This window comes from Chitinophaga sp. OAE865 (assembly GCF_040546735.1).
Lineage (GTDB): Bacteria > Bacteroidota > Bacteroidia > Chitinophagales > Chitinophagaceae > Chitinophaga > Chitinophaga polysaccharea_A.
This window is the reverse complement of the sequence record NZ_JBEPOF010000001.1, coordinates 5,379,455-5,403,409: the sequence shown is the minus strand read 5'-3', so window position 1 is coordinate 5,403,409 and position 23,955 is coordinate 5,379,455. Positions and strand designations below refer to the sequence as shown.

The following is a 23,955-nucleotide window of genomic DNA, read 5'->3' as shown; positions in this document are numbered from 1 at the left end:
TGTTTCATAGTACGAATTGTTACCAATTTTATCCTGCCATTAAAATGCCCTGCAATGAGAGAGAAATTAATCAGCTTACTAATTGATCCGGATCGCGACCGGCGTAACCAGTTCTATCTTGCACTGGATCTTTTGAATGTGAGCAAAGCCTGCATAGCGCAGGATAATACCAGTAAAGCACTGGACTATCTCAAAAAACACCCCGACCTTAACCCGGACTATATCTTTTTAGACAGCCTGCTGCCTTCAGATGAAACGCCCCGGTTTTTAAAGGAATTGAGAAAGATAAAACGCCTGGTACAGGTGCCTGTTATCTGGTATGCCGCCTCCTTTGATGCCGATCAGCAACTGGCTATACGCGAAGCCGGTTTTGCCGCCGGCCTGGCCAAGCAAGGCGATGTGCATAAGCTGAAAAGAAACCTCCAGGTGCTTTTCCGGAGCGAACTGCATGAAGCTGTAGTACAGGACGAAACCTCTGCGGCTACCCGCTTTAAAATGAAGATGAAGGAGATGTTACTGCAAACCCAGTCTTTACTGGAAGTACCGGAACACCTGCTCACACATTCCTGATCCGCTTTATTCAGATTGTAATGCCTTTACGGGATTCGCCCTCGCTGCTTTCGTACCCTGGTAGCTGATGGTGAGTAACGCAATGAGCGCTGTAAGTATGCCCGCTACTGCAAACATCCACCATTGCAGCGATATGCGGTAGTCGATACCGCGCAATGTTTCGCCCATGGCCAGCACGGCCAGCGGCACCGTGATCACAAAAGCAATGAACACCGGTTTCAGGAATTCCTTTGCCAGCATAAACCAGATCCTGCCCACACCGGCGCCCATAATTTTACGGATGCCGATCTCTTTGCTGCGCCGTTCCGCAAGATAAGCCGACAAGCCAAAAAGGCCCAGGCAGGAGATGAGGATAGCAATGCCGCTGGTCCAGTTGAGCATAAACCCGCCTGAGCGCATACCGGTGAACATTTCCTGGTAGGCTTCTTTTACAAAGCTGAATTCAAAAGGAAATTCAGGGCTGTTCTTTTTAACAGCCGCTTCTATTTTTGCGAGGACTTTTTCCGGGTGCTCCGTTTTATGCAACCGCACAAAAATATGGTTCATGGGCCCGGTGCCCATGTAAACTACCAGCGGGGCCGGCGCCCGGTAAGGGTTATTGGATACAAAATCTTTTACCACCCCGATAACAGGGTTGGAGCCAAGCAGGGTACCTACCACCGGTTCCTTCAATCCCATTTTCTTTACCGCCGCTTCATTCAACAGGCAGCCCAGGGAATCGCTGCCATAGTCTTCACTGAAATCCCGGCCTGAGGCCAGCTGCAGGCCCGCCGTTTTTACCCAGTTGTGTTTTACCCAGGTAATATTGACAGGGAAATTCTGATCTGCGGTCTTCCCGGGCCAGTTTACACCATCTGTACTGCCATTGAAATGAAGCAGGTCGTCTGTACCAGCCGATACACCTGCTATTTCAGGGATGCGCAGCAGTTCTTCCCGCAGCAACTGATACTTGCCGGTCATTTCACCACGCAGCGGTATTTCCAGCAGATCGTCCTGGTTATAACCTACCGGCCGGTTTTCACCATGCTGCAGCTGCCGGTAAATAACGATGGTGGAAATAATAAGAAAGATAGAGATGATAAACTGGAGCGTGACCAGGCTTTTGCGGAACAGGCCATTACCGCGGTGGGCCGACACCGCTCCTTTCAGCACTTTCACCGGCTGGAAACTGCTGAGAAAAAATGCAGGATAGCTGCCGGCTACCAGGCTGGTGAACAACACCAGCAGGAGTATCCCGGCCCACATTCCCGGGTGCAGGAAGTTAAGGTGCAGGCTTTTGCCGGATATACTGTTCAACCCCGGCAATACCAGTTTTACGATCAGCAATGCCAGCAGCAGCGCTCCAAAGGTGGTGATCATCGCTTCAACCAGGAACTGGAAAATAATCGTGGTACGGGAAGCGCCCATCGCTTTCCTTACACCTACTTCCTTTGCACGCCGCTCCGCACGGGCGGTGGAAAGGTTCATAAAATTGATACAGGCAATGAGCAAAATAAAGAAGCCAATAGTGCCCAGCAGCATTATCATCTCTATACGGCCCCCGCTTGGCCGGCCGTTCTTAAACCCGCTATGAAGGCGCAGCGCGGTAAACGGGTAGGCGAACAGGTAACTGGTGGTATCCGCCGCAGTAGCCTGCATGGCCTTGCGCAGTTTTTTATTGAATGCTTCCAGGTCACTTCCGGGCTGCAGCAGTATATAGTTACCGATGCGGTAATTATCCCACCGGTCAATCCAGTCGGCGTTCTCCAGTTCATAAAGGCGGAAGGGGAGCACTGCATCAAATTTAACCGAACTGTTGTAGGGTGCATCACGGATCACTGCTGCCACCCGGAGGTTATGCTGGTTATTATGCCTGATAATCTGTCCAATGGGATCTTTGTTGCCATACAATCTTTGGGCAGCGCTTTCTGAAAGTATGATAGCGCCAGGGTCACGGAGCGCGGCTACCGGATCGCCGGTAACAGCCGGGAAGGTGAAGATGTTAAAGTAATCCGGATCGGCATACATGTTTTGCTGGTAAATACTTTTTTGCCCGGTGCTGAGCAGTTGCTGCCCGCTGTAAACATGGCGGGAGCTGTATTTTATTTCAGGAAAATCGTGCTGTAGTTTTGCCGCCAACGGGGCGGGAGTGGCATCGCCGGTAAACCACCTGCCATCGTGATACTGGTTAGTCATCACCATATAAATACCAGACCGGTGCTGGTGGAAGGAATCATAAGTGAATTCCTCATGGAGCCATAACAGGATAATAATACCTGTGGCCAAACCGATGGAAAGACCACCTATATTGATAAGAGAGGAACGTTTGTTTTTAAGGAGATTTCTCCAGCCGTGCCTCCAGTAATTTTTAAACATAGCGATAGTTTTTGGGAGCTATATAAAAGTAACCAGGGCACGGACGGTTTTATTTATAATGTGACAGAAAGTACATTTACTGTGATGAAATCATCTTTTTAATTGTTTCCACCCTGTCATGATAAATCCTGTTGCTACCAGCAACAGTAATAAGACGGAGGAAACCGCGGAGATCTTTCTTCCCAGGAAAAAGGTGGCCGGCTCAAAACGGAACACGATCTCATGTTTTCCGGCAGGTATAACCAGCCCCCGAAGGGCATAGTTCACCCGGAGGATGGGCGTTTCTTTCCCGTCGATAAAGGCTTTCCAGCCGGCGGGGTAGTAAATGTCGGAGAACACGCCTAACCCCGCACCGGTATTTATGGCGGTAAACTTCAGCTCATTGAGGCCATACTTGTTAAGCGTGATACGCGCGTTACTGTCGGCCGCAGGTGTAAAGGCGCCAACCGTTTGCTGAAAGCGCCGGTCAATAACCACAGTATCAGCAGGGTTGAAATGATCCAGTGCCTTCATTTCCGAATTGGCATCCGGCGCCCATTGAATGGCTTTTACAAACCAGGCGTTCCCCAGGGCGCCGGGATTGCGCTGCGCCACAGGTTGCCCGCTTTGCCTGTCAGGTACAATAAAGTAGCGGGTGTTCAGCATATTGAGCACGGCCATATTGTTTTTGGTGAGCTGGTGCTCAATCAGGTCTTCATAGATCCAGAGCTTAGCGGGGCTCTGACCGCCCACCGATTTATGAAAGTAGCTGGTGTTGGCATCAAGAAAAGGATTGGTGGTAACATTGAGCACCCGGTAATAAGGATCTTTGTCGCGCAATATCATTTCATCCGCAGGAGAAGGAGCTATATAATTTTCAAGGCTGGATGCTTCCATGAAGCTGTCTTCATTCAAATAACTTTTGTCTACCTGGAACAGGTCAAACAATACTGCGAGCGCAATGATGCCCATAGCGTACCCCGGTTTTAATTTTTCTTTCAGGAAGAACCAGAGCGCAGCAAAGGCAATAAGAATAAAGACCAGCGCACGGATGCCATCTGCCCGCAAAATGCTGCTGCGGTCCTGTTTGAGGGCATTCAGCAACCTTGCTGCCGGTATTTCGCCACCCAGCATTTGTGTGTAGCGGGCCAGGAAGTTACTATCGCCGGGGCCGTTGAAGGCATATACCATACTGCCGCCAATGGCCAGCAGCAGTACCAGGCCACCGGTTACATACAGCGCCATGCGGAGGTGCTGTTGCAGCCAGGCTTTTGTCTGCTTACCGGATAACAATTCCTGTAAGGCCCAGCAGGCGAGGATCACCATGGTTACCTGTGGTATTACCAGGGCCATGGTAGGCGCCCGGAATTTGCTGTATAAGGGAAGATGATAGAAGAGGAAGTTATTCAGCCCCGGGAAATTTGAGCCCCAGCTGAGCAACACGCCAATGAGCGTAGCCGCTACCAGCCACCATTTATGCCAGCTGTTCACAATGAACAGGCCCAGTACAAAAAGGAAGCAGATAATAGCCCCAATGTAAACAGGACCGCCGGTAAAAGGCTGCCCGCCCCAGTACAATTGCCAGGAGGGGCGTTGTACAGCTTCGGCTGCTTTTTCAGGCGGTACGCCTATATCTGTGAGGGTTTGATAAACATGCGAACCGACAGGGAGTTTTTCACTGGTAGATCCTCCCACCAGGTGGGGCAGCAACAGGGTGAATGTTTCACCCTTGCCATAACTCCATTGGAATGCATAATTAATATCGAGGCCGCCGGATTTTTTTGCCGGCTTGCCGGGCTGGTCGTTGGTTAATTCCGACTGGCTCCCGCGGATCGTATAGCTGGTATACTCCTTCATGATAAGCAGGTTGTCCATCGCCGGGAGTATGGCCAGGATGCCTGCCACCACTAAAATTGCACTCGCTTTAAAAAAGGCAGGCAGCTGTTTTTCACGAAAGGCCTGTATGCCTGCCGCCACTGCCAGGCACAAAGCGATGATGCCGGTATAGTAAGTGATCTGCGGGTGATTGTTATAGATCTGCAAGGCTGCGGCCAGGGCAGTAAGGCATCCGCCGGCCAGGTACTGCTTCCGGTAAGTGAGGATAATGCCGCCCAGTATGGGCGCCATATACGCCATGCTCATTACCTTGGTAATATGCCCCGCATCAATACTGGTGATGGTGAATGTGGCAAATCCATAGGCAACGGCGCCGGTTATACGTATCCACCAGGAGAAGTTGAGCACGCAAAGGAATACATACATGCCCATCATCAGTACAAAAAACATATCCACCGGGTTGGGGAGGTATAGGGCAAACGCCCGGTTCAGCCAACCAATTTTATTCACAGAAGGGCCCGTGTAAATGACATAGGTAGGCATACCGCCAAACATGCTGTTGGTCCAGAGGGGAATATCGCCGGTTGCAGCGTAGTAATCTCCTGCTTCTTTTTGCATGCCTTTGTAGTGCACCATGTCTGATTGCAACAATTGTTTGCCCTCCAGTACAGGACTGCAAAATGCAAATGCCAGGGCCACAAACAGCAACAATGCACCAAGGTGTGGAATTAAAGTGTTAATTCGTACTGATTTCATAATTAGCTGGTTTTCAATAGTGTTGTAAAGGTTGATTAATGTAAGTAAACAACCTTTTTATGCCTTTGCTTAAAGTTTTACTTTAAGCAGCTGCCGAGGCACTACCAATAGCCCGCAGAAGGCTGATGAAAGTAAAAAAGTTTTTCCCATAAAAACGGGTGAGGCGCAAAACTACAATTATCTTCCTTCAAAAGATTACCCTACTAATTTAGTAGATTATTCATATCTTACCGGTAAATCCCACAACTGTATATGGATACCAGGCATACCCAATCATTAATCAGTTTGCTCCGTAAAACGCATCACGCGGAATGGGAGGCTACCCCGGCGGCACAGGATGCCATCGCCTGGCTGAACGACCTGGTTGGTTTTTTATTCCCGGGCAATCATCTCCCCAAACAAACCTCCTATGAAGGCATCTTAAAAAAGAACCAGATAGACCTGGAGAACATCCTGTTAAGTTACCTTGACCCACGGGAGGTACCTATAGAAGAAATTGTAAATGACTTCTATAACTCGCTGGGAACCATTTATCAGCATCTTCGCCAGGACGCGGCTAAAATACATGAATACGACCCGGCGGCCACCAGCGTGAACGAGGTGATCGTATCTTATCCGGGGTTTTATGCCATCACGGTTTACCGCATCGCCAACCGGCTCACCCGCCTGAATGTACCGGTACTGCCGCGTATCATCAGCGAATACGCGCATGGCAAAACCGGGATCGATATCCATCCCAACGCCACCATTCATGTACCTTTTATTATAGACCACGGCACAGGCATCGTAATAGGCGCTACCAGCATCATTGGCTCCAATGTAGTGATCTACCAGGGCGTAACACTGGGCGCGCTGCATGTGACCAAGGAGCTGTCGGATGTAAAAAGACATCCTACGGTGGAAGACAATGTGATCATCTACGCCCGCAGCACCATCCTGGGCGGCAACACAGTGATCGGGCAGGGCAGTATTATTGGCGGCAGCGTTTTTATCACGAAAAGCGTTCCCCCGTACTCGCAGGTGTTCAACACCCACCAGGTGAGGATCACCACCAAAACCGGCGGCGTATAACGGTTCCCCACAAATCCCCGCGGCATTCGCAGAAATATTTATATCTTAAGCCGGAAGAAGACCGCCGGCTATGGCGGAAAAAGACTTACCGACATGCGAATGAGCGTTTTGCCTCCGGGCATTGTATTAACCATGCTATCCTTTTCCGGGCTAAAGGCCCAGGATACCCTGCAACAGCTGCCGGAGGTAGTGGTGCAGTCCTATTACTCAAAAGCCTCGCTGCAACGTGTACCCACCGCCGTGAGTATCCTGTCGCCCGCCGATATGCAGCTTCAGCAGGGCGCCTCCCTGCTGCCGGCCATAAATACGGTGCCGGGTATACGAATGGAGGAAAGATCGCCCGGCAGTTATCGTTTATCCATCAGGGGTAGTTTGCTCCGTTCTCCTTTTGGCATCCGGAATATTAAAGTTTATGCAGATGATATCCCGCTTACGGATGCGGGAGGCAATACTTATCTTAACCTGGCAGACGCCGACGCAGTAACCCGCGCGGAAATACTGAAAGGCCCTGATGGCAGCCTCTTTGGGGCCAACTCCGGCGGCGTGGTGCGGCTCGATCTTTTTCCCGCCGCGGCAGACACGCCGCACCTGCAGCTGAACCTGCAGGGAGGCAGCTATGGCCTGTTCCATGGCAGCGTGGCCTGGCAGCAGCAGTTTGGCAACTACCAGGTACAGGTGTTTCAGGGCTACCAGCGGGCAGACGGCTACCGGGAAAATACCGCCATGAAACGCTCTTACACCCAAACGGCCCAGCGCTGGGAATACAAACCCGGCTATGCCCTCAAGCTGCTGGCGTTTTATTCCGACCTCGCGTACCGCACACCGGGAGGGCTCACCCTGGCGCAAAGCGAAGCCAATCCACGCGCGGCCAGGCCCGGCACGCCGGCCACTCCCGGCGCAGTGGCGCAAAAGGCAGGCATCTATAACCGCACCTTCCAGGGAGGGCTCATCCACGAAGCGCAGTTCACACCGCGCCTGCAACATGTGCTGTCGGTGTTCGGGGCTACCACTCATTTTGAAAATCCCTTTATCACCAACTATGAAGCCCGGGATGAAAATACCGCCGGCTTCCGCACCTACCTGCAATGGACCAACGATCCGCAACGTAATACCATCTTCCAGTGGAAATGGCTGAACGGCGCAGAATGGCAACAAACCACCACCGATGTCATTAATTATGGTAACAGGCAGGGCAAACGCGATACGGTGATCGCCGCCGATAAACTGAAAGCCAGGCAGTACTTTTTCTTTACCCGCTTCCAGGCCAATGTAAATGCCTTTACATTCGAGGCGGCGGCCAGTTTAAATTATTATGGCTACCGCTACAACAGCAACGGCCACACGAAAATAAATTTCACACCCCAGCTGATGCCGCGCTTCTCGCTGTCGTACCTGTTTACGCCACAGGTATCAGGCCGGGTTACGGTAAGCCGGGGATATTCCCCGCCGGCCACCGCGGAAGTTCGTGCATCCGATAACGTGATCAACACCGCCCTGCAACCGGAAACCGGCTGGAACTATGAAGCGGGCATACGGGCAGGCACCCGCAACCACCGCGCTATGCTGGATGCGGCGTTCTTTTATTATAAGATGCAGAACGCCATTGTGCTCCGGCAGCACGACAGCGGCGAGGAATATTTCATCAACGCCGGCGGCGTTAAGCAGAAAGGCATAGAGGTACAGGGCATGTGGTGGCTGATGAAGCCGTCGCGCCGCGGCGCATTACGCGGTATTAAATGGCAGGAAGGGTATACGCTGAGCGACTTCCGGTTCAGCCACTACCAAAGCGCCGATGGGAAAGACTATTCCGGCAATGCCCTCACCGGTGTACCGCAGCATGTACTGGTAAGCAGTTTACTATGGCAGTTCCCCGCGGCAGTATCCCTATACGCGCAACATACTTTTACCAGCAGTATCCCGCTGAACGATGCCAGCACCGCCTTTGCCGGCGCCTATCATTTGCTGCAGGCCAACGTGAGCTGGAAACTGCCCCTGCGTTCCCGCTGCAATATCAGCATACGTGCCGGGGCCGATAACCTGCTGAATGTAAACTACAGCCTGGGCAACGATCTCAATGCCTTTGGCGGACGCTATTACAATCCCGCGCCAAAACGGAATTATTTTGGCGGCATCAGCATGCAGCTCTAGTGATCCAACTATTCATGAGTAATATTTTTTTGAAGTTGGGGAAGATAATAGCCGTATTGTGCAGCTACATCCTCACGCAACAGGTATCACATTACTGCGGCTCCGGTTTAAAATACGTATCAAAGCGGGGCCTGACATTAACATCTGCCCGTTTAACAAAAGCGGCATAAAATTGTAATAAGTGGGTAAGCATTTACAAGAAGATGAATTCTACCAACGGAAAATCGGATAAGCCGGTCATAACCGCAAAAATTGATGGCTTTTTTCTCCAGTTCTATAACATCGCCGTCTTTATTGCTCGCTTTTTCAGGGAGGCGTTCCGCCCCCCGATTGAATGGGGGGAGTTTGTACGCCAGTGTTACCAGGTGGGGTATAAGTCGCTGGCCCTTGTTACGGTAACAGGGTTCATCACCGGTGTGGTGTTCACGGAGCAGTCGCGCCCCACTTTATCAGAGTTCGGGGTTACGGCCTGGCTGCCGTCGCTGGTGGCCATTGCAGTAGTAAGAGCGCTGGCCCCGCTCATTGCCGCGCTGATCTGCGCCGGTAAAGTAGGGTCCAGCATTGGCGCGGAACTGGGGTCCATGAAGGTAACAGAACAGATCGATGCCATGGAGGTATCTGCCATTAACCCTTTCCGTTACCTGGTGGTTACCCGCGTTATTGCAATGACGGTTTGCCTGCCGCTGCTTATGTTCTACAATGCGCTCATTGGTTGCCTGGGCTCTTACTTCGATGTGCATGCGCATGAGCAAACCAGCCTGGTATCATTTTTTGATAACGCCTTTGCGCAGATCACTTTCCTGGATTATACCACCGCGCTTACCAAGGCTGTCCTGTACGGATTTACCATTGGCATAGTAAGCTGCTACCAGGGCTTTAACGCCAGCCAGGGCACTACAGGAGTGGGTAAGGCAGCGAATGTATCGGTAATTGTATCCATGTTCCTCATATTTATAGAAGAAGTAATTATTGTTCACGTGTTTAATTCCATCCGCTAGTCATGAAAACAAATGGTCACCAGATAGATATGAATGAAACCGTGATCAGTATCCGTAACCTCTATAAATCTTTTGGAGAGAAACATGTATTACAGGGCATCGACCTGGATCTTCACAAAGGGGAGAACGTAGTGGTACTGGGCCGTTCGGGTACGGGTAAATCGGTGCTGATAAAAATTATCATAGGACTACTGAAGCCGGATGCCGGCACCGTAAACGTACTGGGGGAAGAGGTAGACCAGCTCAAAGATGCCGCCCTGCGCGCCCTGCGGCTTAAAGTAGGTTTCTCTTTCCAGAGCAGTGCGCTGTATGATAGTATGACAGTGGGAGAAAACCTCGCCTTTCCCCTGAAACGCAACAACCGGGAAATGACAAAAGACCAGATCCGTAAAACGATCGATATTGTATTGGACGCTATCGGGCTACCGGAAACCATTAACCAGATGCCCTCCGAATTATCCGGCGGCCAGAAAAAAAGAATAGGCATCGGGCGCACCCTCATCCTGCGACCGGAAATTATGCTGTACGATGAGCCTACAGCAGGTTTGGACCCTATCACCAGTATGGAGCTGAATAAACTGATTGTGGCCGTACAGGAAAGGTTCAATACCAGCTCCATTATTATTACCCACGATCTTACCTGCGCCAAAGAGGTGGGCGACAGGATAGCGGTAATGGAGGAAGGAAAGTTTGTCCGCCAGGGAAGTTTTGAAGAAGTATTCAGTGAGAAGGATGGACTTATTAAAAGTTTTTACGACTATAATTTTATACAGTAGGTTATGGAAGCAGGAAAAAAACGCGCCGTTATTGTAGGCATCTTTGTATTCGTAGGACTTGCCATCTTTGTTACCGCAGTGATGATGCTGGGCAAGCAACAGAAACTATTCAGCAAGTCTATCCAGGTGAAGGCCTATTTTAAAGATGTGAACGGCTTGTCCGTAGGCCGGAATATCCTGTATTCCGGGGTGAAGATAGGTACCGTAAAGAAGATCAGTTTTGTGAGAACCAACCAGATCCTGGTGGTCATGAATATTGATGAAGCCTCGCAGGAATTTATCCATAAAGATGTGGAAGCCCGTATCAGCTCCGAAGGACTGATGGGAAATAAGATCGTAATGCTTTCCGGCGGCACGCCCAACATGCCGGTGATCGAAGACGGCGATCAGCTGCATGTGGTGAGCGGTCTGAGCACCGAAGAGATCATGAGCACCCTCCAGGTGAACAATAAAAGCCTGGTGGAAATCACCAACAACCTGAAAACGATCACCAAAGGTATCGTAGATGGAAAAGGCACCCTGGGCAGGTTACTCACGGAAGACACCATTTACAAAAACCTGAACACCACTATGGCCGGCCTCAACGATGCCGTAGTAAATACCCGCCGGCTTACCGGGGCTTTGTCTTTATACGCATCCAAACTGCAAACCAAAGGGGTATTGTCCAACGACCTGGTAACAGACACCGTGGTATTTGCGCAACTTCGTACAGCCGTTGCCGAAATGAACAGCGCTGCCGCCAATGCCAATAAAACGGTGGAAGACCTGCGCTTTGCCAGCCAGGGTGTACGCGCCAATCTCGATGATCCCGAAGCGCCGGTAGGCATGCTCCTGAAAGATACCCTGCTGGCGGATGCCTTTAAGGAAACCATCTATAACCTGGAAAGCAGCACACAGAAACTGGATACCAATATGCTGGCGCTGAGGAACAACTTCCTGTTCCGTGGCTACTTCCGTAAACAGGCCAAACGGGAAAGGAAAGCTCAGAAAGAAAAAGAAAAGGCTGAGCGCCAGGCCCAGCAACAGAAATAGATCAGCGTCCCTTTTCAGAGAAAGCGGTAATAGGGGTAAGGGCTACCTTACGGAACTCCACTTCGGAGCCTTCTGCCTGCAGCGCAATTTGTCCTTTACCCGCGGTGGCGTTGGTGCCATAGTTTACCAGGTCACCGTTCTCCCATACTTTAATGGCGTTGCCCACGCACTCAATGATCATGGTGTTCCATTGTTTCAGTGGCTTCTCGGAATTGTCTGTAAGATTAATAATGCGGCGTTGCTTGCCGTCTACCGCGCCCCATTCGCTTTTAGGCCCCCTTCGTTTTTCCATATCCGGTACGGTAATATCTTCCCCGATACACCAGAAGTCGCCGGCGTCATTATGTTGCAGCTGTACCTCAATAGATTTCGGGAACATACCATATAACACCCGCGGGGTGGAAGCGAACACCAGTACGCCGCAGTTGCCCGGTTTACCGGGGAAACGGTATTGTACTTCCAGGCGGAAGTTTTCGTAACTGTTGTCTGTAATAATATGCCCCTGCGGATTGGCCAGGCTTACAAAAACGCCGTCCCTTATAATGAACGGGCTTTTCACATTGGGGTCTTTATCCATGGCGGGAACATCAATATGCCATCCGCTCAGGTCTTTAAAATTGAACAGGCTGCGCGTTTGTGCGTTTACGTTGGTAAAGGCGGCCAGCAGGGCGGCAGCGGTAAGGGAATGGAAAAGGTATTTCTTCATAAAGGAAATTTATCAGGATCTTCAAAAGATAAATATATGAATTCATTTCCACGGGCTCCCCGCTAAAATGATATCCTGTTCTTTTTAATGGTAGCCTGTTCATTGATCGAACAGGCTTTTTATCTGGTACATTTTAATATTGCTGGCTTGTAAGTGTTTTTCCTCTATCCCTGAAATAAATAAAAAAATCATCATATTATGATGACTACGCTGATTCTTTTATATAAAAAAGGGATAGAAGAAAAACACTTCTATCCCCTAAAATAAATAAAATAAAATCCCAAAAGTAATAATCAGCGAAATCACCACAATCCTGAGCCAGACAACCTCCGCATCGCCGAAAGGCGATCATCCACGTATAAAAATCCAAAATCAAACTCAGTCAAATCATTTAAATCATCATAATCCTGAGTCAGACAACCTCCGCACAGGCGCCGAAGGCGCCAGGCCATCCTAATTGAGCACCAGCTCCACCACGGGGATCTCTACATTAGGCTGCTTCTCCGGCAGTGTCAGTACAATATCATCCCCATCGGCAGTGAACTTCACCTCGGAGTTGTCATGCAGCAGCTGTGCGTATTTAATGCGGCCTTTATACCCCGGTAATGATAATTTACTGCTGTACCCGAGCAGGTGTACATACAATCTCCTGGTACCGGGATTGTAAGTAAGCATGGTATTTTTCGGTGTGCTGAAATTATCCGGTGCATACGTGCAGCCATAAATGGATTCGCTGTTGCCTTTCATCCATTCGCCAATATTGCCGAGGGCATTTTGTGCGCGATAGTCGAACACGCCGCGGGCGGTGGGACCTACGTTGAGGATGAGGTTACCGCCTCCGCTTACAGAGCCTATCAGCAGTTCCAGCAGCTGGTGCGTGCTTTTCCAGGAGTTTTCATCGCGGTAGTAGCCCCATGAGCCGGAAAAGGTCTGGCAGGTTTCCCATGTTTTGCCACGGTACTGTGCCAGCTCTTCTACTTTCACCTGTTCGGGGGTGAGGAAGTCGGCGCCGTCTTCATATTCTTCCAGGTTGAGGCGGTTGTCTACGATGATGCCGGGTTGCAGTTTGCGGATCTTTTTCAGCAGGTTTACAGCATCCCAGTCGTCTTTGCCTTTGCCGTTTTTGCCGGGATAGGAGAAGTCGAGCCAGAGGATATCTATTTTGCCGTATTGAGTGAGCAGTTCCGTGATCTGGTTGTGCAGGTACTGGCGGTATTTGTTCATGTCCCTGCCTTTATTGAGGCGGGCGTAGGTGCTGTCGGCGCCGTTATCTACGCGTTGGGGGTGCACACCGTCGATAGTGAAATCCGGGTGGTGCCAGTCGATTAAAGAATAGTAAAAGCCTACCTTAATGCCTTCCGCGCGGAATGCGTTTACGAATTCCCGCACCAGGTCGCGGTGAGCGGGTGTGTTGGTGGCTTTGTAGTCTGTGAACTTTGAATCGAACAGGCAGAAGCCTTCATGGTGTTTGGTGGTGAGCACGGCGTACTTCATGCCTGCCGCCTTTGCCTGTTTGGCCCATGCTTTGGGATCGAACTGGTTAGGGTTGAACAGGTCGAAGTAGTTCTGGTATTGTTCGTTGGTGAGGCGTTCGTTGTGCTTCACCCATTCGTGGCGTGCGGGCAGTGCATACAGGCCCCAGTGGATGAACATACCGAAGCGGTCATGCGTCCACCAGGCCATGCGTTTTTCTTTCTGGGCCGCTGTTTCCTGGCTTATCTTTTTTTTCTCCTGCGCCTGCAGTGTAACAATTGGGCTGCATAAGAGCAGGATGATCCCTAGTTTCCTCAGTTGTTTGTTCATGATATTAGTTGCTATTTATCTCTGATCAGTAATACTTTGTTGATACGGATGGTTTGTTGTGATGGATTGGAAAGGGTGCCGGTGAACCCAACGGTAACGGTGGTTTGCGCCGTAAGCGTGAAAGCTGCGGATGCATATTTATTATTGTTGTTTACGAACCTGGCGGAGCCGAGCGCTGTGTTTACCTGTTCCACATCAGGAAGGGTGTTGCCTGCTGCTACCAGCAGCCAGGTATTTTCCAGTGTGTTGTCGATGTTGGAGGCTTCTGCTTCAAAGCGGTATTCACCCGCCGGGAGGGTAAAGGTCTGGTATATCTTACCGTTGGTGATGGGGCCGTTGTCCCAGATCCAGAGGGTAAGGCGGCCGGTGCCGCCAATGTTATCGTAGGTGCCGTTCTTTTCTGCTTCGGCGTTGTATTGCCAGTCTTTCACCTGCCCGAAGCGGCCGCCAAACGGTTTATTATTATCCAGTTCAAACGGCGAGCCGGGATTACGTATATACGTTTGCGTGATATCCTCTTTTACGGCTTTTGTTTCAAAGGGGGTATAGAAAGTATCTACGGCCAGTTTATCGGGCTGGTATAAAGTGCGGTAGCGGAAGCTGCTCATAGAAAGATAGTTGGGGAGCACGGTTACCTGTGCTTCCGGTTCGGCGGCAATGACGGTGTCGTGGGCTACATGGTCGCTGCTGGTGTATTGCAGCTGCATACCAATGATACCGCCGGTGGTGTCGATGTTGGCCCAGCTTATTTCCGCCTGCCCGTTCTTCATTTCTGCATTGCTGAAAGCCCTGGTCAGCAGGGCGTCTTCATAAAAACTACCGTATACGAAACCGGTGGCTTCAGAGCGAACGGAGGTATTGCCGTCGCGGTCGAAGTTGTATACCTCGAAGGTATAGGCCCGTTCTTCCAGGTTACTGATAATGTAACGGATGGTGTCTACACCGCTGGTACGTTTAATATCCAGCTGGGCGGAGTCTTTCCGGTTGTTCCAGTATATTTTGGCGCGACTGATCTTCGGATCGGAGATCAGCAGCCAGGAGAGCTGTACGCGGTTACGGCCTGCATGTACCAGGAGGGAGTCGGCTTTACCGGTATAGAGTATTTCGCCGTTGCCCAGGTATTTTTTATAGTCGTTCTGCTTGGTGCAGGCGCTGATGAGCAGCACGCTGGCAAGTAGTATATAATGAAGTATGCGCATAGAATTTTTTTTAGGTAGATGATCATCATTTGTCGTTACCCCAGAACTTCATTTCCTGGATGTTGGCGGCATATCCGCCATCGGTCCAGGTGCGGAGTATTTTTATACGGATATACCTTACGCGCGGTGCATCCAGTGGTACGGTCATTTGTTCACCGGCAATGCTGGCGTCTATATCATCCTGTGTTTTTTGTCCTACCGGCAGGCCGGAAGGCTTGATCACGGTATGTTCCACCAGGCGGGTCCAACTGTCCCAGCTGCCATCGGAAGCGGGATTGGTGGAGCCCCATATTTCAAATTTGCGCACGTTGTTCTGCAGGTAGATCCATTCGTTGGGGCGTTGCCACAGGGTGATGCGGCTCAGTTGCGCGGTAACGCCAAGGTCAAAGGTGATAGACATGGGCATGCCATCGAGCTTATCTGCCGAATGCCATAAGGTCCCGTTCCAGAGATTGGGGATAGGAAGGCCCCAGCCATAATCTACATCTCCCGGTAATTTTACTTCTTTGAAATTCGCTTTATCCAACAGCTTTTCAAAGATGGGCAGCAGCTCCTGTATAATGGTGTCCGATTGGTTGCCCCAGCGGTCGCGCACATAAAAACCAAACTTCCTTTTCTCTGCGGCAAAGCCCCTGATGGAATAGTTGCCGCTTTGCAGTTTGGTGTAATGCACATCGGTGGAGCCGAATACGCCGGTGGAGTCAGTGGTAAGGGTTACGATGGCGATATCTGCTTTGGTATCATTCTTAAAACTGATATTGATACCACCGAAATCTGCTTTTATTTCCAGCGATTTCCGGACGTTCAGCATGGGGGGCGATAGAGGTTTGATCCTCGTGGTAACCGGGTCGGAAGCAGTTTCATTCCTGCTTACCACGTATAATGAGATCTCGTGGGTGGCGGTATCGCCAAAGCCGTCCACTACCAGGAAGTTATTATAGTAAGATGATCTTATTTCGCGTTTCTCTCCCTTCCGTATATCATACACGGCTTTCACATACAGGATATCTTTGTTATCAGGCAGGCTGTAGGTGATCTTTGCAGCGCCGGGCATATTGGTCACATTAAGATTGGTGATCACGCCCGGTTTTTCGCCGGAGGTATTTACCGGCTGATGGGTTTCTTTTTTGCAGGCTGCTGCCAGCAACAGGCAGGCGATCGGCAGTATATATTTATTGATGTTCATGTTGCGTACGGTTTTAGTAAATGAAAGATTACCATCCAAAGCCCTGCACCAGTTTAGGATTGTTGAGCAGGTCCCAGTTTTCGATGGGCCAGAAATAGTTGCGGGTCTGGAATGTTTGCCGGTACAGTGTTCTTACGCGGTAGTAGAACACGGGGTCCGATTGGTCCACATCCCATCCTGTAACAGATTTGTTCAGTTCTTCCATACTTCTTCTCCAGCGGCGCAGGTCCCAGAAGCGGGAGCCCTCCATGGCCAGTTCTATCAGTCTTTCCTGCTGTACGATCTGGCGGAAACCTTCTTTGGTCTGGAACTTGGTCGGTTGCTTGGAGTAGGCGGTCCAGGAGGCCTGCACGCCTTTCAGCCCGGCGCGGTCCCTTACTTTATCGATGTAAGTAAAGGCAGCCGGTTGTGGGCCCTGTTCTTCATTTAATGCTTCGGCGTATAACAGGTACAGGTCGGCCAGCCGCATTTCAGGCCAGGGATGGTCTTCTATGAAAAGACCCTGTCCTTCGAGGATCTCGTTTTTCCAGTTCACCAGTTTCTTCGCGAAGTAGCCGGTGGTGTTATTATCATAAATGTTTTTGCGGGTTTGCCACTGGCCGGCTTTGGATTCTATGTGGAATGTTTTCTTTTGCATCATCCACATGGCGCCATCAAATGCCAGGTCAGCATAAAAGCGTGGCTCCCGGTTAAAGTGCATGGCCGCGGTGGTATATCCTTCCTGGATCAGTTCACCTTCTGCTTTCACGGCGGTTCGGAGTTTCAGGCGACCGGCATAATCGAAGGTTTTATCTTCATTCATAGGCACGCCCTTATCTGTATAAAACTGTTCGGCAATTTTCATGGTAGGTGCCAGGCTGCCCAGTACCGATTCGTTGCCTATGCGTGCAGGATCGAGGCGGGGCATGGCCTGCCGCTGCATTTCATAGGTGCTGCGGGAAGGGTTGGCCCAGATGATCTCGGGGTTCCATTGCTCACAAAGACTATTACGTATCGACATCTGCCTTGTCAGTGTATCCGACAACGTTACCCCCAGCTGGCTGAAGGTGTAAAGGAGGTTGCCGGTAGCCTCGCATTCATCGATGGCTGCTTTACAGGCATCGGCGGCCACTTTCCATTTATCGGCGTTGTAGGTAGTATTAAACAGGGGACTGCCGTCTGCATTTTTAAAGGCAATATAATCGGTATTGCCATTGAACAGCGGACTGGCAGCGGTAACCAATACCCTTGCTTTAATAGCCATGGCAATGGGTTTGGTAATGCGGCCCAGTTCAGTGGACCTGTCTGCAATAATTTCCGGCAGCCCGGCAGCAGCAGTATCCAGCAAATGAGCAATATAATTAAACACGGTGTCCACATGTTCCCGCGGCACTTTGGTTTCTTCCGCGGTGCTGGAAATGGAAAGGTTGTAGCGGATCACCGGGATAGGGCCATACTGGCGCAGCAGCAGCCAGTGGTAATAGGCTTTGAGGAAAATTACTTCCGCGCTCCAGCGGTCCTTTTCAGATTGCCGCATGTCTACCACCTTATGAATATTCTCCAGGAAGATGTTACAATCGCGCAGCGCCCTGTAATACTGGCCCCAGGTAGCCATATACACGTTGTTGGCGCTCTGGAACCCCTGTGCTATCTGCCAGGGCGTTTCGCTGGTGCTGTAAGGGCGTACCATCCAGAACTCGTCGCCAGCCACCAGTGCGGGGTTGCTGGAAAGGTCTGCACTATTGGGCAGGTAAGAGTAGCAGGTGAACAGGTACTTTTCTGCTTCTGCGCGCATGGTAAATGCGTTGTCGATGGTAGCCACATTATCCGGCACCACGTCCAGGAATTTCTTACAGGAGGCGGCAGATAGCAGCAGTACGCATAGTATGCACCATTGCAGGAAGCGGCGTGTATTGTATGTATTGGTTTGTTTCATTTTTGCATCATTAAACGGTGAATCAAAGTCCCAGTGTTATACCCATATTGATAACCCTTTGCACAGGATAGCCAAGGCCGTTGCCGCCCATTTCAACATCCCAGGTTTTAAATTTGCTGAGGGCAAAAAGGTTGGAGGCATTGGCGTAGATGCGGGCGTTGGTCATGTGCACACGGTCCAGCAGGCTTTTGGGAAAAGTGTATCCCATTTCCAGCGATTTTAACCGGAGGAAATCACCGCTGCGCATCCACCAGGTGGAAGTCTGGTTATTGTTGTTCACAAAGTAATCGCTGAGGCGTGGCCACATGGCGTAGAGGTTGCGGTTACTTTCACTCCAGTGGTCGTCGGCAATAGCCTGTAACAGGCCGTGCTGGCCGCCGCCGTTGAGCACAAAAGGAGATATCTCGTACGAGCTGATCCAGAAAGAGGAACGCGCAGAGCCCTGGAAGAAGAAGCTCAGGTCGAACTGTTTGTAGCCAAAGGAGAACCCGAACCCATAAGTGATTTCCGGGGTGGTGGGCAAGCCGATGGGCACGGCATCGGAAGCGTTGATCTGCCCGTCGCCGTTTACATCATGATATTTGATATCGCCGCCCATTACTGCCTGGCCCCAGTTCTGGTAGGCGGAATTGGCTACTTCCTGTTCATCTACAAATAATCTTTCTGCTATATAACCCCATGTCTGGGAAAGGGAATGCCCAACGCGGGAGCGGTATGCTTCAGGGTAAATGGGTTCTTCATTTACCAGCAGCTTGCTGGTAGCGTAGGTGAAGTTACCGCGGAACTGTACAAAGGAATTGTTGTTAAAGCTTTTCGTATAGTCGACCGAGAGATCCACGCCTTTACCGGCGGCCTCGCCCACATTGGCCTGGGTGTAGGCATTCAGCCCCATGGTGTTGGGAATGGTGCTGCGGGTCATGAGGATGTTTTTCCGGTGTTCCTGGTATACATCCAGGGTAATGTTCATGGCGTTGAACAGGCCCAGTTCCATACCGAGGTTTGTTTTGTAGGATTTCTCCCAGGTGATATCCCGGTTCTCATACCGGTTCACGGATACGCCGGGGCGTGAGTAGCTTCTTCTTTCACCGAAGGTGGCGCCTTTGCCAGCATCGTTCATATTTACATCAGAGAGGTAAAAGAAGCGGTCGTTTTCATTGCCTATCTGGTCGTTACCCACAAGACCGTAAGTGGCGCGGAGTTTCAGTTTATCTATTGTCCTGGTGAGTGGTTTAAAGAAGGCTTCGTTCTGGAGGTTCCATGCAATACCGGCAGAAGGGAAGAAACCAAAACGGTGGTTGCTGGCAAACCTTTCGGAGCCGTTGTAGCCGAAGTTAAATTCGGTCAGGTAGCGGCTGTCGTAATCGTAGGTGAACCTGCCGGAAACACCCTGGTTACGGTGCGGCAGCGATGTTTGCAATGTGCCTGCATTAGCGGTGAGGTAGTTGCGTACCAGGCCAATGAGCATACCGGAAACGTTATGTACTTTATTGAACTGCTGGTTATAGTTTACGGCGGCTTCCATATAGGCAGTGGTGTTCAGCACTTTATTACCGGGCTCATAGCCCAGGTATTCCGTACCGTTGGTATTGAGCGAAGTAAGCTGTGGTTCTTTGGTGAACTGGTCGTACTTCATGGTATAGAAATAAGGCGTGTAGCGGCGTGTTACATCAAAATAGGAGTAGCGCTCCGTATAGCCCATCATGCGGGCGGTGAGGCCTGGCAGCAGGAATTTGAAGTCCTGCTTCAGTTCCACCTGCACCAGCAGGGTAGAGGTGTTGTACTGCTGGTAACCGGAAACGGAGTTGGCGTAAGGGTTGTTATAAAGGTTGCCGCCGTCGCCGGGAAGGCTGTTAAAGCCTGGTTTTACGGCGTTACCAAACAATGGATGTTTCAGTTCAGGAGCGTAGCTGGCAGGGTATACCGCGGGGAACATCACCGGGTTGGCCCATACCGTTTGTGAAAAGAGGCCTGCGCCGCCGCCTACAGGGCCGTTGTAATCGTCGAACTGCCCGTAGGTGCGCACAATAGCCTGTGAAGTAGGGGTGAGGTTAATGTTTACGTTGGAGCGCAGCGAATAATTTTTTAGTTTGATGTTGCTGTTGAAATTATTCCGCTTATCTACGTTCAATACGCCGTTGTCTACGTTATAGGTACCTGCAATATAGAACTGCGCTACTTTTCCGCCGCCTTTCAGGTTGAAGTTGGTACGCTGGTTCACGGTGTAGTCTTTGATCAGCTGTTCTATCCAGTTATTGTTAGGATACAGCAGCGGGTCATCGCCGGCGGCGGTATGATCAATTTTTGATTGGGAGTATTGTACATCCTGCAATGGGAAACGGGTAAGCACCGCTTCATTCGCCAGCTTCATATAAGTGATGTTGTCTGCAAATTTGAAGTTGCGGGTATTGCTGGAGATAGAATTTTCGAAGCGGGCATTGAAAGATGTTTTTGCTTCCACGCCGGATTTGGTAGTTACCAGCACCACGCCATTGGCGCCCCTGGCGCCGTAGAGAGAAGAGGCAGTGGCATCTTTCAGGATAGAGAACCCGGCAATATCATCCGGCTGTAAACGGGCCAGGTCGTTGGTGCTGGATTCCATTCCATCAATGAGGATAAGCGGATCTACCTTACCCGTACCAAAAGTGGTAATACCGCGTATAAAGAAGCTGGCATTATCCCTGCCGGGCTCCCCGCTGCGCTGGTAGGATATTACGCCCGAAAGACGGCCGGCCAGCATAGTGGTAAGGTTACTGGTGGGTCCTTTCAGTTCTTTGGGATTGATGCTGGTCACCGCGCTCACCATACTGGTTTTCTTTTGTGTACCATAGGCTACTACCACTACTTCTCCCACATCCGATACTTTTTGCTGCATGGTTATTTTAAGCAGCTTATCATTTTTTACCTGTACGGCTACGGGCTGCATGCCCACCATGGTGAACAGGAGGCTGTCGCCTATATTGGCTTCAATGGTGAAAATACCCAGTTCATCTGTGAGGGCGTTGGTGCGCGATGTTTTATTCACTACCGTAACGCCTACCATGGGAGTGCCGCTGCTTTCCGTTACCTGTCCTTTTATTTTTATGCGCACGGCGGCTGTGGAAGCGGCAGTGGTAATGAGCGGTTTCTTTTTAAGTACAATCGTTTTTTTAACGATGGTCCAGGTGAGCGGCTGATCCCTGAACACTTCTTCCAGTAGTTGTTCCAGCGATACATTTTCCCGTGAAATGCTCACCGGGTTGGCATTGTCTACCATCTGCAGATCAAACACAAATACATAACCGGTTTGTTTGCGGATTGATTTGATCACCTCCATGAGCGGAGCTGCTTTTACGTGGAGTGTAACGGGCTGCGCATAGCCGGTGGCATGTGCCTGGAGTATGGCCGACAATAGCAGCAGGAAGGTTAGTTTCATAAAGCATAATAGTTTTTGGTTTGATGAAACATGCCACCGGGTACGGCGGACTTGCTGAAAAGTTTGCATCATTTGTTACTGCGATTTAGCATGTTAATTAAGGTTGATAACGGTACATAAAGGCATAGCTACGCCAGAGCGTGCAGGCCGCTGATGGTTATTCATTGTCGGTAATAAAAGCTGAATGCTAGGCTGTTGTTGATTTTGGCTGATGTCTGTTTTTCTTCATAACTAAAAGGAACGCGTGGTTTTTTTTATGGACTTACTATAATTGTTTTATCGTTGATATTGAAATGAATGCTGCCTGTTAGTTCCAGTGTGTGTAAAATATCTTCCAGGCTATCCTGCCTGGAGAAGGTGCCTGCAAAGGCCCTGTTGGTGATTTCCCCTTCATAAATAAATTGTACATCGTACCAGCGGGCCAGTTCACGCATAATACTTTTGATGTTGCCATTGAACTCAAAGCGCCCTTCTTTCCAGGCAATGGCCGCATCCACATCGGCGTTGCTGATGCTGATGCCTTTGTGCTCCCTGTTCACCAGCGCCTGCTGGCCCGGTTTCATAAGCCTTACAGTGCTGCCGCTGATCACGTTTACGGCGCCTTCCAGCAGCGAGGTGCAGATATTTTGTTCCTCTTCATAAGCCATCACGTTAAAGTGAGTGCCCAGTACCGCAATTTCTATGGTGTTGGTTTTTACAATAAAGGGCTGTCTGGCCTGTTGTGCTATTTCAAAATATACTTCCCCCTGGATGGTTACTTCCCGGGTGCTGTCTGTAAATGCAGTAGGGAAACGGATGGAAGAAGCGGCGTTCAGCCATGCTTTGGTGCCATCAGGCAGTACCAGCTGGTAGGTGCCTCCTTTATTGGTATACAGGGTATTGATGGTAGGCGTAACGGCAGCATTGCTGGTATAGGAAAGAGTATTGCCCTGGCGGTTTACGGATACGCCGGATTGTACATCCATGGCAGTATCCTTATAATGTTCCAGGTCAATCACCGAGCCATCGCCGCGTACCAGGCGGGCGCCATCATCTTTTTTTGATGCAGGGGCGTGGTTGCTGGCAATGGGCATATTCCCCACTTTGTTTTTTACATAAATTTTATACCCCGCTACCGCGATAACGGCCAGCACAGAGGCGGCAACGGCTACACGCTGCCACATAGGTATAGCGCGAACGGGAGCCGGCTGCGGAGCAGCAGCGCCGGTGTGCATAATGTGGCGGAGCATGTTGGCGGCAGTATCGTCCGGCATAGCGCCGGTTTCTTCGTCGGACTCCAGGAGCAAATTGTCCAGCAGTTGCTTCAGTTCTTCGTCGTATGCCGGTTGTTCCATCAGGCGCATAAATTCCTGTTGTTCTTCCGGTGTACATTGCCGGGAATAGTAACGGTTAAACAGGTACCTGAATCGGGATACTGTCATGAATAGCTATTTGATTAAGGAGACTATAAAACAGGGCGGATGGGTTAGTGCGTTTAAAAAAAAGTTTTAACTGCATACCCATAAGAGGATAAGGAAGGTGTTGAGGTCCATCCGGGTAAGGCAAAAAGCACGGATAGAGCGCATGGCATTAGCCAGGTGCACTTTAATGGTTTCGGGGCTCAGCTGCAGGCGGTCGGCAATTTCATTTCTTTTCAGCCCTTCTTCCTTGCTGAGCTTATAGATCAGTCCCTGCTGGGGCGGAAGTTGTGCAATAGCATGTTGCAGGATCTGTTCATATTCCTTGTGAAGGATATGGGCGTCCCTTACTTCATGCACCATCGTGGCCGATAGCTCAGATTCCATGAGCTGTTCGCGGGCCAGCAGTTTCAGGGAAGTAAAAATATGATTGCGCGTAACAGTAAAAAGATAGGCCTTGAAGTGATTGATCCCGTGAAGCTCATACCGCTTCATCCACATCTTCATAAAAACATCCTGTACAATATCTTCCGCCAGGGAAGCAGAGTTTAAAAGACGGAAAGCAATAGCGTATATACGGTGACGGTAGTGATGGAATACATCCGCAAAGGCATGATCATTGCCCTGAGCGAGGCTCAATAAAAGCTCCCTTTCATTGTAGGTGTTAATTTCCATACGTGGTTACAAGTACAACCAAATTACTTGATTTATAGATAGGTTGTTAACCGTATATTAGCCGCTATTAATAGTATTTTATCTTTTAGTAAATGCAGCAGGAATAACCGTCTACCACATTTACCAAAACATTGGGTACTG

16 protein-coding genes are annotated in these 23,955 nt (G+C 50.3%); 6 read left to right on the top strand and 10 right to left on the bottom strand.

Annotated elements, in window-relative coordinates:
• Nucleotides 1-54 precede the first annotated feature (54 nt).
• Nucleotides 55-570 (top strand): response regulator, encoded by a 516-nt coding sequence (locus tag ABIE50_RS21615; RefSeq protein WP_209859769.1) that lies wholly within the window; start codon nt 55-57, stop codon nt 568-570.
• Nucleotides 571-576: 6 nt separating this feature from the next.
• Here the strand turns inward: ABIE50_RS21615 and ABIE50_RS21610 are convergent, their stop codons facing one another.
• Together ABIE50_RS21610 and ABIE50_RS21605 are read right to left on the bottom strand one after the other, a co-directional pair.
• On the bottom strand, nt 577-2,925 hold the full coding sequence (locus tag ABIE50_RS21610) for an ABC transporter permease (protein ID WP_209859771.1): 2,349 nt from the start codon (nt 2,923-2,925) through the stop codon (nt 577-579).
• 90 nt (nt 2,926-3,015) lie between these two features.
• A complete protein-coding gene (locus ABIE50_RS21605; RefSeq protein ID WP_209859773.1) occupies nt 3,016-5,496 on the bottom strand; it encodes a YfhO family protein in 2,481 nt (826 codons plus the stop codon).
• A gap of 252 nt (nt 5,497-5,748) precedes the next feature.
• Here ABIE50_RS21605 and ABIE50_RS21600 point away from each other — a divergent pair, with 252 nt between their 5' ends.
• The 5 genes from ABIE50_RS21600 to ABIE50_RS21580 all read left to right on the top strand — a co-directional run bounded on the left by ABIE50_RS21600 (nt 5,749) and on the right by ABIE50_RS21580 (nt 11,521).
• On the top strand, nt 5,749-6,567 hold the full coding sequence (locus tag ABIE50_RS21600; RefSeq protein ID WP_209859775.1) for a serine O-acetyltransferase: 819 nt from the start codon (nt 5,749-5,751) through the stop codon (nt 6,565-6,567).
• A 93-nt stretch (nt 6,568-6,660) separates the two neighbouring features.
• Nucleotides 6,661-8,715 carry a TonB-dependent receptor gene (locus tag ABIE50_RS21595; RefSeq protein WP_354028114.1) on the top strand — a complete coding sequence of 685 codons (2,055 nt, stop codon included), beginning with the start codon at nt 6,661-6,663 and terminating at the stop codon, nt 8,713-8,715.
• Nucleotides 8,716-8,918: 203 nt separating this feature from the next.
• Nucleotides 8,919-9,713, top strand: a complete 795-nt coding sequence (locus tag ABIE50_RS21590) for an MlaE family ABC transporter permease (protein ID WP_209859777.1) — start codon at nt 8,919-8,921, stop codon at nt 9,711-9,713.
• 2 nt (nt 9,714-9,715) lie between these two features.
• Nucleotides 9,716-10,489 carry an ABC transporter ATP-binding protein gene (locus tag ABIE50_RS21585; protein ID WP_354028113.1) on the top strand — a complete coding sequence of 258 codons (774 nt, stop codon included), beginning with the start codon at nt 9,716-9,718 and terminating at the stop codon, nt 10,487-10,489.
• Nucleotides 10,490-10,492: 3 nt separating this feature from the next.
• Nucleotides 10,493-11,521 (top strand): MlaD family protein, encoded by a 1,029-nt coding sequence (locus tag ABIE50_RS21580; protein WP_209859778.1) that lies wholly within the window; start codon nt 10,493-10,495, stop codon nt 11,519-11,521.
• 1 nt (nt 11,522) lies between these two features.
• On the opposite strand, the gene ABIE50_RS21575 is transcribed toward ABIE50_RS21580, so the two are convergent.
• From ABIE50_RS21575 to ABIE50_RS21540, 8 genes are all read right to left on the bottom strand, one after another.
• On the bottom strand, nt 11,523-12,227 hold the full coding sequence (locus tag ABIE50_RS21575; RefSeq protein ID WP_142688460.1) for a 3-keto-disaccharide hydrolase: 705 nt from the start codon (nt 12,225-12,227) through the stop codon (nt 11,523-11,525).
• Nucleotides 12,228-12,680: 453 nt separating this feature from the next.
• A complete protein-coding gene (locus ABIE50_RS21570) occupies nt 12,681-14,030 on the bottom strand; it encodes an alpha-L-fucosidase (protein ID WP_209859781.1) in 1,350 nt (449 codons plus the stop codon).
• An 11-nt stretch (nt 14,031-14,041) separates the two neighbouring features.
• Entirely contained in the window at nt 14,042-15,229 is a 1,188-nt protein-coding gene (locus tag ABIE50_RS21565; protein ID WP_209859783.1) for a DUF4998 domain-containing protein, read from the bottom strand.
• Nucleotides 15,230-15,254: 25 nt separating this feature from the next.
• Entirely contained in the window at nt 15,255-16,415 is a 1,161-nt protein-coding gene (locus tag ABIE50_RS21560; RefSeq protein ID WP_209859785.1) for a DUF5000 domain-containing lipoprotein, read from the bottom strand.
• 28 nt (nt 16,416-16,443) lie between these two features.
• Nucleotides 16,444-18,330: a RagB/SusD family nutrient uptake outer membrane protein gene (locus ABIE50_RS21555; RefSeq protein WP_354028112.1), complete on the bottom strand. Its 1,887-nt coding sequence runs from the start codon at nt 18,328-18,330 to the stop codon at nt 16,444-16,446.
• 22 nt (nt 18,331-18,352) lie between these two features.
• Nucleotides 18,353-21,742, bottom strand: coding sequence for a TonB-dependent receptor (locus tag ABIE50_RS21550; RefSeq protein WP_354028111.1), 3,390 nt, complete (start codon nt 21,740-21,742; stop codon nt 18,353-18,355).
• 254 nt (nt 21,743-21,996) lie between these two features.
• A complete protein-coding gene (locus ABIE50_RS21545; protein WP_209859787.1) occupies nt 21,997-23,163 on the bottom strand; it encodes a FecR family protein in 1,167 nt (388 codons plus the stop codon).
• Between the two features lie 66 nt (nt 23,164-23,229).
• Nucleotides 23,230-23,814: an RNA polymerase sigma factor gene (locus tag ABIE50_RS21540; RefSeq protein ID WP_209859789.1), complete on the bottom strand. Its 585-nt coding sequence runs from the start codon at nt 23,812-23,814 to the stop codon at nt 23,230-23,232.
• Nucleotides 23,815-23,955 lie beyond the last annotated feature (141 nt).